The following is a 15,915-nucleotide window of genomic DNA, read 5'->3' as shown; positions in this document are numbered from 1 at the left end:
AAGAAATCGGAAATGAATTAGCCGTAGAAATAAGCAGTAGTGGTATAGAAGCGAAGAGTTTTATATCCAGCTGGTAACCACTCTACTGTCAGGGGGATTTTGACCCTAGATTTTTGAATGATACTATTTGCTTATACAATATCTTCCTATTCGTTATATATTTAATATAGCTGTAACATCTATTAAAAGACTATTGTTAATAATTTGTCAAATAACATAGTAAGATGTTATCTATCGATACACATGACGGTATCTATACTATATATAGAGAATTCACTTGGATAGGATAGGAGGTATGAATAGTGAAAGAGCAAACAAGATATCTTCGTCTAGCGAATATAACAAAGCTAATAAATACAAAGCTAGAGTTAAGAGAAGTGCTAAATCACGTGATCACCGCTATATCAGAGGAGATTGTTCAATGTGACTCGGTCGGAATTTACTTGCCGCAACAAGACGGATCATTCAGGGGCTTCGTAGGTAAGCCTGAAGTGATCAACGGCATGACGCTCGATATGCATACAATTGATACCGACTTCGATTTACTGGCGAAAGAAGTAATTGAAACAAGAAGAACGATCTATATACCGGATACATCTAAAGACTATCGACCTGATCAAAGGGCAGTTATAGGATTTAAGATAAAATCTTTATTGGCTTTACCTATTACTGGCGAAACGGAATTATTCGGACTTGTTTTCTTGTTCGATTATGGAATTCCGATGAATTTGACTGAACTTGAGATTCAAACCGTCCAGTCCTACGTCAATATGGCGGCTGTTGCAATTCAAAATGCCAAGTTGCTGACAAGTAAAGAAGAATTGATTCAAGAAAAGCAATTATTGTTGGATATAACTCGGGATTTATCACTGTGTTCTACGATGCAGGAAGCACTGGATACATGTTTTCTTTATATAGAAAGAGTGCTTGGAAACAATGACATAGGTGTCCATCTAATCGATCCGTTGGTGCAAATGAAGATTAAGCCTACAACAATTAATCAGAAAAGTGATTGGTCGCCAGAAGAATGGGTTAAGTCTCATGACGAGAAAAAATTTGATGATGAAAATGATAAAGTGTTTCAGGAAGTGATTGCATCTAGAAAAGCGCAACTTATTCCAGATGTCTTTGCAGACGATCGTGTGAACCATAAAGTATGTCGATACTTTGGTATTCAATCGATGTTTATTCTTCCTATTGTTTCCATGGGGAAAGTATTAGGTTTACTAGTCATTGCAGACCTTCAACAAAAAAATCCGAATTACTCCGAGACCAGTCAACAACTGACGCAATCTATTGTCGATACAACAGCATCCACTTTATTGAACTTATTGAATATGGAAAAGCAAGAGTTAATTATAGAACAGCGTACTGCAGAGATAACGGAAAAGAACAACGAACTTGAATCAGCGATGAAAGAATTACAGCGTATTAGCCGGGAGAAGGAACTGATTCTCCATTCGGCAGGTGAAGGGATATTCGGATTAGATTTACAGGGGGTCATTACGTTTTGTAATCCAGCCGCAGCCGTAATGCTAGGTTATAAGATGAAGAATGAGTTAATAGGTAAACCTGTCAGTATTATTTACAATGAAAATAATACAAATAAAGAGGAAGTTACATTCTTTAGACAAGATCAGTCCAGTTTTCCTGTAGAATATGTTAGATCTTCCATCAAAGAAGGAGATAGAGTCGTTGGGGATGTCGTTACATTTAAAGATATCTCCGAAAGAAAGAAGATGGAGAAAGAAATCAGGTACCATGCGTATTATGATAGCTTGACCAATCTTCCCAACCGGGTGCTTTTAAAAGATCGCATGGAACAAGGGTTGAGCTTTGCCCGGACTCATGAAGATAAAGCAGCGGTACTGTTCATGGACTTGGATCGTTTCAAATCAGTCAATGACTTATTAGGGCATAGCTATGGTGATATTTTATTGGCACATGTAGCAAGACGTATATGCGCATGTCTCCCTGAAGGTTCCACAGCGTCGCGTCAAGGTGGTGATGAATTCATTATCTACCTGCCTTCTATTAGATCAGAAGCAGATGTTGTTGAAGTGGCGGAAAAGATTGTGGATCAATTCAACAAGCCATTCAATCTAAAAGGACATGAAATGCACATCCACAGCAGTATAGGAATCAGTTTATTTCCTCAAGATGGACAGACAGTGGAGTTATTGATTAAAAATGCTGATATCGCCATGTATCAATCCAAAAACGTATCCGGCAGCAGCTATCATTTTTATCAAGTGGCGATGGATATCAGGACGTTTGAAAATGTGAAGTTTGAAAATGCTTTATATAAAGCACTTGATCGTGAGGAGTTCGAAATTTATTTTCAACCTCAAATTGATTATAGTACACATACTATCATCGGAACTGAAGTGTTATTGAGATGGAATCACTCGACAGAAGGATTAATCACACCCGATAAGTTTATCGCACTGGCGGAAGAGACGGGGCTAATAGTTCCTATCGGAGAGTGGGTTATTAGAAGTGCATGTAACCAAATCAAGAAGTGGCAAGCTAAAGGATATCCACCGATTGTAGTATCTGTAAATCTATCGGCCCGCCAGTTTGAACAAAATAATTTATTCCAAACGGTAAAAGATATATTAGAAGAAGAAGGGGTATCACCAGAGCTTTTATGTCTTGAAATTACAGAGAACCAAATTATTAAAAATACAGAGTTGACTATCCAGACGATGAAAGAGTTACAGGCGATCGGAATCAAGATGTCTATTGATGACTTTGGTACAGGCTATTCATCTTTGGGCTATTTAAAAAACTTGCCGATCAATGCGTTGAAAATAGATAAATCGTTTATTCAGGAATTGGAAAGCAATGACGACAATTCAGCCATTGTGAATACGATCATCACGTTAGCAGAAAATCTGGGGTTGCATGTAGTTGCTGAAGGTGTCGAAACACTAGAACAAGCGGAATTTTTAGCCTCAAGAGAATGTTATATCATGCAAGGGTATTACTTTAATGTGCCGCTGAAAGCGAATGAATTCGAAAGCACATATCTGGCTATTAAAGGAGAGATTTTATGAAGGCTGTTCGAGCAGTGTTGGATTATTTAATGACTAGCGGGGTACAACATGTTTTTGGTATCCCAGCAGGTTCTGTCAATGCGTTTTTTGATGAGTTGTATGAAATACCTGAACTGACACCGATCGTGACGAAACATGAAGGCGCTGCTTCCTATATGGCAGTTGCTTATGCTAAATATACGGCTACTATGAGTGTGTGTATTGGATGCAGTGGGCCTGGTGGTACCAATCTACTAACAGGTGCTGCAAATGCTATGCGTGAACATCTTCCTGTATTATTTTTGACGGGTGCAGTTCCTGTCGATACTGTCGGTTTAAATGCCTCTCAAGAATTGGATGCTGAACCACTCTTTAAATCAGTGACGAAATATAGTGTAACTGTAACGGATTCGAAGGATTTACTTGGCGAAGTGGTAAAGGCTTGTGAAATAGCGATTTCCGGTGTACCGGGTCCTGTCCATATCGCCATGCCGATAGATATCCAGATCAATCCAATTGAGTCTCCTGAAATACCGGCTCCGCGAAAAAGAACGCCGATAGTTCCGGATCAAAACGTCATACAGTCTGTTGCAAGAGAGCTCGTTAATAAACAGGATGGATATATTTTTGTAGGACAAGGTATTAGAAACTCTGTCGATCAGTTACTTGAGTTAGCGGAGATGCTCAAGTGGCCAATTATTACAACACCACAAGCAAAAGGCTATATTACAGAAGATCATCCACTTCACGCTGGCGTCTTCGGCTTTGCCGGTCATGACGCCGCTTCTTCATTGATCAATGGGAGTGATGGTGAAGCTTTACTGGTAGTAGGCTCCAGTTTAGGCGAGACGGCTACGAATAATTGGAACGTCAATCTCACTAAAGGTCGGTACACTATTCAACTGGATTACGATTCATCCGTTTTTAATCGTAAATATGAAGTGGATGCTGCTGTTTTGGGAGACATAGATTTAAGCTTGACCGCGTTACTAGATGAATTAAAAACTTTGAACTTGCCGACAAATGATCAAGCATTTACGAAGCAAGAAATAGGGAGAGCGGATAGTGAAGAGTACAATACGAAAAATGTATTGATGCGCCTGCAAAAATATGCTCCCCGCGATACTAGATATACCGTCGATATAGGTGAGTTCATGGCGTATATCATTCATGATATGAAAGTGGTGGAGTCCGATACATTTGATATTAATGTACATTTTGGGGCGATGGGGAGCGGTATAGGTTCTGCAATTGGTTCGAAGCTTGCTGAGCCTGAACGTCCAGTAGTTTGCGTTACGGGTGACGGTTGTTTCTTCATGCACGGTATGGAAATCCTCACCGCAAAAGAACATAGATTGCCGATTTTATTTGTAGTGATGAATAATGCACGCTTAGGAATGGTCTATCATGGACATTCGTTGCAATATAAGCGGTCCCATCCATCGTTTGAACAAGAACCGGTGAATATTGCAGCTATGGCTGCGGCTATGAACATACCGAGTAAACGAATGGAAACGATGGAGGATCTAACCGAAGAAGCAATAGATGAGCTGATGAACGTGAACGGGCCATCCATTCTTGAAATTTCCTTGATTGATAATACAATACCTCCAATGGGAGATCGTGTGAAGTTTCTATCCTCCTTTGGAAAGTAAAAAATCCGAGGTAGACGCTACCTGAGCATCTACTTCGGGTTATTTGTATTCATCAGATAGTTGGGTACAATGCATGTGTAACTTTTACAATCGCATCTATTGTATCTCCTTTAAATTCATTGGAAACGGTAGTGCCTGAAGGATTTGAAAAGTAATACGCATCGACTCTTGGATTATAACTGTATCCCATGCCTGCTAAAGATTGCTGTAGTTGAGTGGGTATGCTTTTTAATCCAGTACGCTCCGTAAAGTAGTCTGTACAGTAGATTTTCACGTCTAGATCATTTGTGCCAGTATGAATGACAAATAAGTCTTTATTATCTTTCACGAGCCACTGACCTTTTGAATACAAAGAAATTCTGGTTTTCCCCAATTTATCAATTCCAACTAAATTCATACCAAAATAGTGGTTAATCATTGTTCGGACTTCTTTACCTGTCACGCGATAATTATGATGGTCTAAATATAAGTCCAATAGAGCTTGCGAAGAGGGTCCGGAGCAGTTTTCATAAACCTTTAGGGTATGAGCTTCAAAAGAACGCAGCTTTGCAAGTGTTAGAACGGGAGCAAGAGTTAATTGAATGTGGAATGCTTGTGTAATTGCTTCATAAATGACCCGACTGGTTATATGATCCTTATAATGATGGATATACATATCCATTACTTCAACTTTAGCTAACTTGCTGATGTAATCCACTACTTCTTTTTCCGAAAAGCAGTCGTTCAATTGATGAGAATTTTTCACTATATCTTGAAGTTCATCGGAATACGTTACTGGGACAACATCCATGCGAAACCTCCTCATAGTAGACATTATTGTATGTATTAAATAATCATACAATAAAATGCGTGCGAAGTACTTAAGTATTTGAATAAGTAGCATCCGGTGTTTGTCAGATCAATCCCGACATAAATTAATACAAATGAGAAAAGAAAGTCATGAAGCAATTAGTTTTGAAGTTATCGACTCTTTTTAATAATGCGGTATGCAAACTACTATACATAAATGGGGCATCTTTTGGGAAAAGAACGGGGATGAAAGAAAAATGGAAGCACAGGCGAGTATGAAAATCTATTTATTGACTATTTCAGGAGCGGTCTGCTGGGGATTAATCGGTTTATTCATAGCACCGCTTTATGATCAAGGTTTCACTGCGTGGGATGTTGTAGCAATTCGCGGGATTTTTAGTTTCATCTTTTTGTTTATCATCATGGTGATGTTTTTTCGTAACCAGTTACACACCCGGTTAAAAGACCATGTTTTTTTCGCGAGCGCAGGGATTTTTAGTCTTGCTTTATTTAATTACTTTTACTTTGAGGTGTTTTCTCGTTCGAGTTTATCGGTAGCTGTAACATTACTATATACAGGACCGTTATTTGTCATGATCTTATCAAGGGTTTTCTTCAAGGAGTTGCTGACTTTACAAAAGGGATTGTCGCTAGTATTCGCAATGATCGGCTGTGCATTCGTAGTTGGACTTTTACCGTATGGGTCGGCAAGTATCCCTGGCAAGACGCTATTCATGGGGATTCTATCCGGCTTTTGCTACGCTTTATATAGTGTACTAACGAAGCCAGTGACAAAACGATATTCCGCACTGACGATTACTACCTACACATTTTTTTATATGGGACTATTCATGTCTTTGACGAGTGATGTGTGGAGCAAGTTCGATAAATTTCAGCATGTTGATGTATGGATTTCGTCCTTATTACTTGCATTGGTTTCTACTGTGGCAGCGTATGTGTTGTATACATCAGGACTGAAGTATTTGGAAGCAGGAAAGGCATCCATTCTGGCAACGATAGAACCCATTGTCGCAGTTCTCATTGGTGTACTGTTTCTTGGAGATCAGTTGCGACCATTGCAGGTTATGGGAATAGCTCTTGTACTATATTCAGCTATGTTAGTGGTAGGTAGACGAGAGGGAACTAAGATCTTATAAAATGTGCCTGCATCAGAAGTGAATTCCGTTGCAGACACATTTTTAGTTCTTGTCATAGTAAGAAACAGTAGGGATACAGTAGTTTTCATCAAAATCAGTACGCTTAATAAAAAATATTATACTTTAAAATTCTGTATTTCATCCGCAACCACAAATGCCAGGTCATCATTTCCAAACATCTGAAGTACATCGAGCATGGTTTCATTATCAATATGAAGCTCTTCGAATCCATCGTCGTTTTCCATTACTTCTTTTAATGCAGGGTTCTCCCGCTGTTCAGGATAGGCTTTTTGATAAAGAGCTTGTGGATTCAGTTTATGATTCACGCACCATTGGACAAATAGACGAATCATCAAATTTTCATCATCTTTATACTTTTGTATGATTTGTTCCTCTACGTTTTTAAAATCCATCGTACAGACCCCCATACTTGTTTCCTTAAGTATAAACGATAAAGAACCTTTCTAATAATGATTGAATTAATTTAGACATTTTATGCCTAAAAAATAGAATAGAATAAATACTTATAAAATAATAGATGCAAAATTTGGATTTATCTTAAATTTTGGTACAATGAAATGAATAGCGCCATTTGATGAAATGGCAGACAAAAATATTCAGGGGGTTTTTAAAAATGGCAGAGGATCGTTATCAACGTGGTTTAGAAAAGTTAATGGAACTCACATTATCAAGTGAGGACAATCCAGCAGGTGAGATGGAGATTGGTGATAGTTTTAAAGATGTTGCTCCCGATTTGACCAAGTACGTTGTAGAATTCGCATTCGGTGATATTTATTCACGACCTGGACTCGACAATAAGCAAAAAGTGCTGACCACGATTACAGCGCTTGTAGCACAAGGAAAACCGCAAATTCAGATGCATATCAAAACGGGACTTGACGTCGGTTTAACACCGGATGAAATCATTGGATGCATTATGCATTTGATTCCCTATACAGGATTCCCGAGTGTACTAAATGCCTTATCGGTAGCGCAAACCGTGTTTAAGGAACGTGGCGTTTCGATTACTAAAATTGAGGATGATAAATAATTATATAAAAAGGCTTCATTCCACAGGGCGTTACGTTGAATGAAGCCTTTTTTGTATATAAGTAAATAGTTGAATAGTATTCTATAGAATAACAAGAAATTATTCAGTTTATTTAATTCAGATCAATATAAAAAGTTGCTGCCTAGGGAAGCTCATTGGCAGCAATTATTCATTAGTGTGCATTACTTTTTTGCTTTAACTGATACTAGCTCTGTAATAATAGTTCCTTTGTTGTTTGTACTCTTGATGATCCCGATACCTTTTGCAATATATTCGCGTGAACCGTCTTTGTGACGCAAAATTACAACGTTTTTAAACGTACCTGCCTTTACCTTGATCGTTTTCGTCGTGCTTTCTACTAAAACTTTGGAATTATCGTAAGCAGATTTTGCGTACGTTCCTTGTTTCAATGGATATAACACATCTACAAATATAACATCCGAATCAGATACGCCGATCATCAGTCTATTTTTATCCTCGATATACGTATAGCTGGAATAGTCAGGATAGAGTGTGTCTCCTTTATTGAATAGAAAAGTGAATTCACCATCTTTTTTTACAACAAAATTTTCTTTTGTATCATCGAAAAAAGAAGGGGAATACGTTAGGGTTAAGCCATTAACAGGGGTCAAACCTTTTGTGACAGTAGTTGGAGCGGGGCTGGCGTTAGGGTTTTTCTTGGATAAAGCAGATGTATAAACATATCCCTTACTCTTTCCTGCTTGTACATACGACCAACCGTTAGATGAAGAAAAGACCGTTACCTTCGAATGGTTTTTAATTGTTCCCACTCGCTCTGCATTTTTGGCAGGCTTTACGCGGAGGACGATGTCACTCTTTGCACTTACATACATGGTAGTTGTTTTTGTAGCTGCTTCTGTCCCAGTAGGAAGACTAAAGGAAAAGCTCAAAACTAGTACCGTAATTAAAAATAATACTTTTCTCACATAACTCACTCCTCATTAATAGTTATTCATGTATAGGAACGCTAAAGAACTTAGTGGGCCTATACTAGTATATCTTACTATTTAGACTATTGTTTAAGCAAGTAAGTTAGTATGATATTTCATTATGATCTTTCTTGTTCTACGTACTATTTACCTTTCGCTATTTGCCATAATCTCAACACCCGCCAAAGCTTGAGTTGCAAGTCGATCTGCTTCGTTATTTAACTTTCGAGAAATGAGCTCATACTGTGGTTCTAATCCAAGCGATTTCATCTTCGCTTCAATTCTATCTGCCCAGCGATACAAATCTTCCTCGATGACAGGCCATTCTTCGGTTAAATGATGGATAACAACACGTGAATCACCGAGTACAGAGATAGGCAAGTGGTGTACTCCAAGAATCTCTAACTCCTGCAAGCAAAGGTGAAGTGCGGCATATTCTGCTTCATTATTTGAAGTTAGACCTTCGACGAAAGCATTTTTCCTTACCCTATAGGACTTGCCGTTTTGATCATAATAGATGACGCAACCAAGTCCGGCCGTCTTCGTGTCCCAATCGAAGCCACCATCAAAATAAATACTGATGTTATGTGGTTCTGTTTCAATCCCTTTTACGTAGGTCTTTAATTCTTTCAACGTCCATGAGCTATCATGTGGATCAACAAAAATAATATCTTTTACTCGGCCAGTCTTTTCTATATCCAAGCCAAACATTATGGCTTCTTCTGCTGACATTTCCTCTGAATGAAAAACAGTGATCTTTCCGTTACGCGACTTATATGTCCATTCAATACTAATTTGCATGGCAATTCCTCCAATACACGTAGTGTAACCTTTTTTAATTGCAAAAAAACTCAGTATTGATTAAATATAAAATAATAGCAGCAACACTTTATGTTGAATGAAGCACATTTATTGAGAATTAAAAGTACGCTATAGTAGGCATAAAGTCGTTATTAATATATTTTCTGCCTTCATAATTAGACACGGTTCTTTATCTCATTATCGTTTATTGCTAGATGTTGTCTATATTTGTAACGCTTTATGAAAAAATAAAACAACTCTACCTATATGTTTGCATGTATCTTTCTCTTTTGCGTTTTTCTAAAAGAATATGTATAGTTAGAAATCGTTCATTACACGAACAAATAGCCTCAATTCGAAAGGAGAAACATGAGAAAAATATCAAATGTCTTTTACATTACTATCGCATTAATCGTCATTACTGTCGGATATGGGGCATTCGCTTCGGATAGTTTCGAGGAAATTACGAGTAATGCCAAGAATTTTGTCGCATCATCATTTGGATGGTATTATCTGCTACTGCTATCCTCTTTATTGTTATTAAGTATCTTCCTCATCTTCAGTCCGTACGGCAAGATCCGTCTGGGGAAGAACACGGATCGACCTGAATTCTCTACAATTACGTGGATTGCTATGCTGTTTTCAGCTGGAATGGGAATCGGTCTAGTGTTCTATGGTGCAGCTGAACCGCTGTCACATTTCGTCAGTCCCGCAACTGAGGATCCAGGTACTAATGAAGCATTTAAGGAAGGCTTACGAGAATCTTTCTTCCACTGGGGCCTCCATGTATGGGCCATGTATGGAGTTGTCGCATTAGCACTGGCTTACTTCCAGTTTCGTAAAGGTTCACCTGGTTTAATTTCAGCAACATTGAAACCGATTTTCGGTAATAAAATGGATGGTCCGTGGGGGATATTCGTAGACGTTCTTGCTGTCTTTGCAACTGCGTTCGGCGTTGCTACCACTCTCGGTTTTGGTGCTGTTCAAATTAATGCAGGCCTTAATTATTTGTTTGGTATTGAAATTGGGACATTCTCTCAATTTATCATTATCGCAATCGTTACCGTCCTATTCATTGCATCTGCGTGGTCAGGACTGAGTAAAGGAATTAAGTATTTATCCAACTTGAACCTCGTTCTAGCCGTGTTACTACTCGCATTTGTTGTGATTTTAGGACCTACACTATTAATCATGAATATGTTCACGGAGTCATTCGGTAGTTATCTTGGGAATCTGGTAGAGATGAGCCTCCGCACAGCACCACTTAACGTAGACAATCAACAATGGTTGTTTGACTGGACTATCTTTTACTGGGCATGGTGGATTTCATGGGCGCCGTTTGTCAGTATGTTCATAGCACGCGTTTCAAAAGGTCGTACAATTCGAGAATTCATGGTCGGTGTTCTATTGGTACCGACATTACTATGTGCGTTTTGGTTTTCTGCATTTGGTACGACAGCTGTGAATATGCAGCTTACAGGTATCGCCGATATCGCCGGCTCTAAAACGGAGCTAGTCATTTTCGAGATGTTTAATGAATTGCCATGGTCATTCTTCATTTCTGCTATTGCTATTCTATTAATCGCATCATTCTTCGTAACAAGTGCTGACTCTGCGACATTTGTTCTCGGTATGCAATCGACATACGGTTCACTCACGCCGCCAACTAGCGTGAAGATTGTATGGGGTGTTATCCAATCATCCATCGCATTGATCTTGTTATGGGTTGGGGGTCTGGGGGCATTGCAAAATACGATTATTATAGCCGCCTTACCATTCTCATTCGTCATGCTGCTGATGGTAGTATCACTGATGAAAGCACTAGGTCAGGAAAACATTTCACGAAGATAACAGTAAGATTATTTACCTGTATATAAGCTAGAGTATATTTTAGCCGCTACTTAATTTTACGTAGCGGCATTTTTTTTATGAAATCGTATAAGGCGCTAAAACCTTGTTGTGTCTAGTGTCGGATGAAGTTTCTCCAAAATAGTACAGTGTAGTAGGTTGTTCTAATTTTTTTTGGTATCATCTCATAGATAGTGGAATTCACCGCCTCATTTTTTGTATAATGATATAATTGGCATCTGCTTCAAAAAAGAACAGTGCGAATTACGATGAGAGGAATTGAAATGAACAATGAGTAATAATTTTTGGCGCGAGTTGCCTCGGCCATTTTTCATATTAGCACCGATGGAAGACGTGACAGATGTTGTGTTTCGTCATGTGATAGCAGAAGCTGCACGACCTGATGTGTTTTTCACGGAGTTTACAAACACCGAAAGTTTTTGTCATCCGGAGGGAATTTATAGTTTGCGTGGACGTTTAGCATTTACTGAAGATGAGCAGCCCATTGTTGCTCATATTTGGGGAGATAAACCGGAACATTTTCGTGAAATGAGTATCGGCATGGCAGAGCTTGGGTTTAAGGGGCTTGACATAAATATGGGATGTCCAGTACCGAATGTGGCTGCGAAAGGAAAAGGTAGTGGATTAATCAATCACCCTGAAACAGCGGCTGCAATTATTCAAGCATCAAAAGCAGGGGGACTACCGGTCAGTGTGAAAACGCGTCTTGGTTACACAGATATTGATGAATGGCGTACTTGGCTTAGACATGTATTGGAACAGGATATTGCCAATCTATCGATACACTTGCGTTCACGTAAAGAAATGAGTAAAGGACATGCACATTGGGATTTGATTCCCGAGATCAAGAAACTTCGTGACGAGATTGCGCCTGACACGATGTTGACAATCAACGGAGATATTATGGATCGTCAAATGGGACTAGAACTTGTTGAGAAATACGGAGTAGATGGTGTCATGATCGGACGGGGAGTTTTCCATAATCCATTTGCCTTTGAAGTGGAAAAGAGAGAACATGACCACAAAGAATTATTAGATCTTTTACGTCTGCATCTAGATCTTTTTGACAAATATTCAACTGAACTAGAGCCACGACTATTCAAGCCGCTTCGTCGTTTCTTCAAGATTTACGTAAAAGGATTCCGTGGAGCAGCTGAACTGCGGAATGAATTGATGAATACCAATACGACAGATGAAGTACGTGCTTTACTTGATGCCGTAGAGCTTGATTAACTACAAATAAAACCTTCTCTTTTATTCCAACGCTTATGGAATAAAAGAGAAGGTTTTTGTCTTATTTAAATACGTCTAGTTTTTCAATGCGGTGCATGGCTTCTCGCATGCGGTCTTCACTTTCTAATAAACCGACACGTATATATCCTTCTCCGTGAACACCAAAACCATTGCCTGGCGATACGGCAACATCTGCTTTGTCCAATAACAAGTCAGCGAAGGCTTCACTCGTAAATCCTTCAGGAACAGGAAGCCAAGCGAAGAATGAGCCGGTGGGAGCCGTTACATCCCAACCGATGCGTTTACATTCTGACAGCAAAACTGTTAGACGTCTTTCATACAATTCGACTAACTCTTCAACACATTGCTGAGGGCCTGTCAAAGCCTCGATTGCAGCACGTTGCACAGCAGGGAATAAGCTAGTGAATAAGTGATCTTGCAATACATTTAATGCTTCTACGATTTCTGCATTTCCTACAGCGAAACCTACACGCCATCCTGCCATATTATACATTTTGGATAGAGAAAGCATTTCAATCCCGACTTCTTTCGCACCTTCTGTCTGTAAAAAACTAATTGGTTTCTTACCTTCAAACCCAATGCCGCCATAGGCAAAATCTTGTAAAACAGCAATCTGATTTTCTTTGGCAAATGCCACGGTTTCCTCATAAAACGCTGGTGTTGCTGTAACGCCAGTCGGATTACTTGGATAATTTAAGTACATGAGCTTGGCATCTTTTTTCTGATCGTTAGTTAGCTTGTCATAATCAGGTAGAAATCCATTCTCTTTATGGAGTGGCATCGTATCATAGCGAATACCCGCTAAGCTCACGCCTGATAAATAGTCAGGATAACCGGGGTCTGGAAGCAATAATAAGTCACCTTCATTCATGATAGCTAAAGGAAGTTCGACGACACCAATTTTTGTGCCACCTAGTACCGCGACTTCTGTTTCAGGGTCAATCACCACATCGTATTCTCGCTTATAGTATTCAGCAACGGCTTGTTTTAAAGCCGGTGTTCCACGGAAAGGTGAGTAACCGTGTGTGGCGGGATCTTCAACGGCTTCTTGTAATGCTTTAATAATATGAGGAGGTGTGGGCTGATCAGGATTACCGCGCCCCAGATTAATGACATCTCTGCCTTCGTCCATAGCTTTTTCCACTTTTTTTAATAATAATGTAAAGAAATGCGGAGGGAGATTTTGTAATCGGTTGGACAAAGCCATAGTCTATTCCTTCTTTCTTTGATATGTATTTTCAATTAGTATACATAGAACATACTAAACTTTTCAATAAAAGAATTGTTATTTGATTCGAAACAATCGTGAAAACTACGTAATAATAAATAACACTGATCTAAAAAGTCGGATATTATATTGAATTGTCGTTATTCACCTTGACAGTTTTATTAATTCAGATTAGTATATGTTTTACGCATCTAAATGAATAGCAATCTCTTATCAAGAGCGACTGAGGGGAAAGGCCCTATGAAGTCCAGCAACCCCTTGGAAGGATCAAGGAAGGTGCCAAATCCTACAGCATGGTTTTCCATCTGAGAGATAAGCTGAGAATATATCAGTACTTCTTTCATTTAGAAAAATGAAAGAAGTTTTTTATTTATAAAGAAATTTTAATTCCAGCTATACTTATACTCTTTGGCTGCTGGAATACAGAAAGAAGTGAGAATATGATCCAAATTCAACATTTGTCTAAAGTATATCAGACAAAAGAGAGAGTGGTAAAAGGTGTAGATGATGTATCACTTAACATCGGGACTGGAGAAATATTTGGTATTGTTGGATATTCTGGAGCGGGTAAAAGTTCTCTTATACGCTGTTTGAATTTATTAGAAAAGCCAACGAGCGGTACTATTTTGATTGATGAAGTGAATTTAACGAAATTATCTGGAGCACAGCTTCGACAGGCACGTTTAAAGATCGGAATGATTTTCCAGCATTTTTATTTAATTAGCCAAAAGACGATTTTCGAAAATATCGCTTTCGCTTTACGGGCAGCAAAAATGCCTTCGGACAAAATAGAGACGCGTGTATTAGAACTTCTTGAAATGGTAGGTCTTTCTGAAAAACGTCATGTATATCCTGCGCAGTTGAGTGGGGGCCAGAAACAACGTGTCGGTATAGCGAGAGCTCTGGCCAATAATCCTTCCGTTTTGCTTTGTGATGAAGCTACATCTGCACTTGATCCAAATACGACGATGTCTATTTTACGATTGCTGAAAAAGATCAATAAAGAATTGAATATTACCATTGTATTAATTACGCATGAGATGAATGTTGTAAAAGAGATTTGTGATCGCATGGCGATTATGCAAGATGGAAAAGTTATTGAAGAAGGACAAGTGTATGACATCTTTTCTAATCCAGTTCAACCTTTGACGAAGGAATTTATTAGCAGTGTAGTGTCTTATGATATCCCTGAAGCGGTCATGTCGAATTTGGCAGGGACACTAATAAAGATCACATTTAAAGGTGAAGTAGCGATGGAGGGTGTGATTTCCGATACGATGCAGAAGTACAAGGTCAAAGGAAACTTCTTGCATGGATCGATTGAATATATTCAAGAACGAGCACTTGGAATTTTCTTAATGGAATTACAAGGTGAACGTCAAGAAGTCAAGCAAGCAATTGCATACATACTCAAACAAAACGCACAAGTGGAGGTGATCCGCCAACATGTTTGATCTAGCCCACATCATGGAACTCATGCCGGACATTACAAAAGCATTTGGTGAAACTCTTTATATGATCGGTATCTCCCTAACGATTGCGCTAATTATTGGATTACCTCTTGGCGTCCTGTTATTTACAACAGACAAAGGATTATTTTTAGAGAACCGGGCAATTAATTCGGTTGTAGGTTTTTTCGTCAATATTATTCGTTCAATTCCATTCATTATTCTACTTGTAGCTTTAATACCTTTGACGAAACTGATCGTTGGAAATACAATTGGACCGGCAGCTGCAAGTGTATCGCTTTCTGTAGCAGCAATTCCGTTCTTTGCGAGAATCGTTGAAACATCCATGCGTGAAATAGACAAAGGGGTTATAGAGGCAGCCATTTCAACGGGTGCTTCGCCGTGGATGATTATTTGGAACGTGTTACTACCTGAATCTAAATCGAGCATTATCCAAGGACTTACACTGACGTTAATCAACTTAGTTGCCTATTCAGCAATGGCTGGATTTGTTGGTGGAGGCGGAATTGGGGACTTAGCTATTCGTTTCGGCTACTATCGATATGATGACAGTATTATGCTAGTCACTGTCGCCATTTTAATAGTGCTAGTACAGTTGATTCAATTTGGTGGAGATCGTTTTTCAAAAATGATAGATAAAAGATAATAGGGGAG

At 38.9% G+C, this 15,915-nt stretch carries 13 protein-coding genes and 1 riboswitch; of the genes, 8 read left to right on the top strand and 5 right to left on the bottom strand.

Annotation, left to right across the window (positions count from 1 at the left end):
• The first annotated feature begins 299 nt into the window (after window positions 1-299).
• Both SporoP32a_RS07210 and SporoP32a_RS07205 read left to right on the top strand, forming a co-directional pair.
• The gene (locus SporoP32a_RS07210; protein WP_085427289.1) at window positions 300-3,059 is read left to right on the top strand and encodes an EAL domain-containing protein; all 2,760 of its coding nucleotides are present in this window, start codon (window positions 300-302) and stop codon (window positions 3,057-3,059) included.
• Window positions 3,056-4,693: a thiamine pyrophosphate-binding protein gene (locus SporoP32a_RS07205; protein WP_085427288.1), complete on the top strand. Its 1,638-nt coding sequence runs from the start codon at window positions 3,056-3,058 to the stop codon at window positions 4,691-4,693. The genes SporoP32a_RS07210 and SporoP32a_RS07205 overlap by 4 nt, the downstream gene beginning before the upstream one ends.
• Window positions 4,694-4,745: 52 nt before the next feature.
• Here the strand turns inward: SporoP32a_RS07205 and SporoP32a_RS07200 are convergent, their stop codons facing one another.
• Complete coding sequence (locus SporoP32a_RS07200; protein WP_085427287.1) at window positions 4,746-5,483, bottom strand: hypothetical protein; 738 nt, start codon at window positions 5,481-5,483, stop codon at window positions 4,746-4,748.
• 196 nt (window positions 5,484-5,679) lie between these two features.
• On the opposite strand from SporoP32a_RS07200, the gene SporoP32a_RS07195 reads away from it, so the two are divergent.
• The gene (locus tag SporoP32a_RS07195) at window positions 5,680-6,639 is read left to right on the top strand and encodes a DMT family transporter (protein ID WP_232319608.1); all 960 of its coding nucleotides are present in this window, start codon (window positions 5,680-5,682) and stop codon (window positions 6,637-6,639) included.
• A 116-nt stretch (window positions 6,640-6,755) separates the two neighbouring features.
• Here SporoP32a_RS07195 and SporoP32a_RS07190 read toward each other — a convergent pair whose 3' ends face one another.
• Window positions 6,756-7,052, bottom strand: a complete 297-nt coding sequence (locus SporoP32a_RS07190; RefSeq protein WP_085427285.1) for a hypothetical protein — start codon at window positions 7,050-7,052, stop codon at window positions 6,756-6,758.
• 221 nt (window positions 7,053-7,273) lie between these two features.
• Here SporoP32a_RS07190 and SporoP32a_RS07185 point away from each other — a divergent pair, with 221 nt between their 5' ends.
• A complete protein-coding gene (locus tag SporoP32a_RS07185; RefSeq protein WP_085427284.1) occupies window positions 7,274-7,690 on the top strand; it encodes a carboxymuconolactone decarboxylase family protein in 417 nt (138 codons plus the stop codon).
• Between the two features lie 182 nt (window positions 7,691-7,872).
• On the opposite strand, the gene SporoP32a_RS07180 is transcribed toward SporoP32a_RS07185, so the two are convergent.
• Both SporoP32a_RS07180 and SporoP32a_RS07175 read right to left on the bottom strand, forming a co-directional pair.
• On the bottom strand, window positions 7,873-8,637 hold the full coding sequence (locus tag SporoP32a_RS07180) for an SH3 domain-containing protein (protein WP_085427283.1): 765 nt from the start codon (window positions 8,635-8,637) through the stop codon (window positions 7,873-7,875).
• Window positions 8,638-8,787: 150 nt separating this feature from the next.
• Complete coding sequence (locus SporoP32a_RS07175) at window positions 8,788-9,441, bottom strand: reverse transcriptase-like protein (protein WP_085427282.1); 654 nt, start codon at window positions 9,439-9,441, stop codon at window positions 8,788-8,790.
• A gap of 369 nt (window positions 9,442-9,810) precedes the next feature.
• Between SporoP32a_RS07175 and SporoP32a_RS07170 the strand changes: the two genes are divergently transcribed.
• Entirely contained in the window at window positions 9,811-11,292 is a 1,482-nt protein-coding gene (locus SporoP32a_RS07170) for a glycine betaine uptake BCCT transporter (RefSeq protein WP_085427281.1), read from the top strand.
• A gap of 288 nt (window positions 11,293-11,580) precedes the next feature.
• Window positions 11,581-12,543: a tRNA dihydrouridine synthase gene (locus tag SporoP32a_RS07165; protein ID WP_085427280.1), complete on the top strand. Its 963-nt coding sequence runs from the start codon at window positions 11,581-11,583 to the stop codon at window positions 12,541-12,543.
• A gap of 61 nt (window positions 12,544-12,604) precedes the next feature.
• Here SporoP32a_RS07165 and SporoP32a_RS07160 read toward each other — a convergent pair whose 3' ends face one another.
• Window positions 12,605-13,771, bottom strand: a complete 1,167-nt coding sequence (locus SporoP32a_RS07160; RefSeq protein ID WP_085427279.1) for a pyridoxal phosphate-dependent aminotransferase — start codon at window positions 13,769-13,771, stop codon at window positions 12,605-12,607.
• 228 nt (window positions 13,772-13,999) lie between these two features.
• Window positions 14,000-14,111: riboswitch (SAM riboswitch) on the top strand.
• A gap of 121 nt (window positions 14,112-14,232) precedes the next feature.
• On the opposite strand from SporoP32a_RS07160, the gene SporoP32a_RS07155 reads away from it, so the two are divergent.
• Window positions 14,233-15,246, top strand: a complete 1,014-nt coding sequence (locus tag SporoP32a_RS07155; protein WP_085427278.1) for a methionine ABC transporter ATP-binding protein — start codon at window positions 14,233-14,235, stop codon at window positions 15,244-15,246.
• On the top strand, window positions 15,239-15,907 hold the full coding sequence (locus SporoP32a_RS07150) for a methionine ABC transporter permease (RefSeq protein ID WP_085427277.1): 669 nt from the start codon (window positions 15,239-15,241) through the stop codon (window positions 15,905-15,907). The genes SporoP32a_RS07155 and SporoP32a_RS07150 overlap by 8 nt, the downstream gene beginning before the upstream one ends.
• Window positions 15,908-15,915 lie beyond the last annotated feature (8 nt).

Origin of the sequence: Sporosarcina ureae (assembly GCF_002109325.1) — a bacterium.
Classification (GTDB): domain Bacteria; phylum Bacillota; class Bacilli; order Bacillales_A; family Planococcaceae; genus Sporosarcina; species Sporosarcina ureae_C.
Note: the sequence above shows the minus strand (reverse complement) of the source record. Positions and strands in the feature narration are given on the sequence as shown.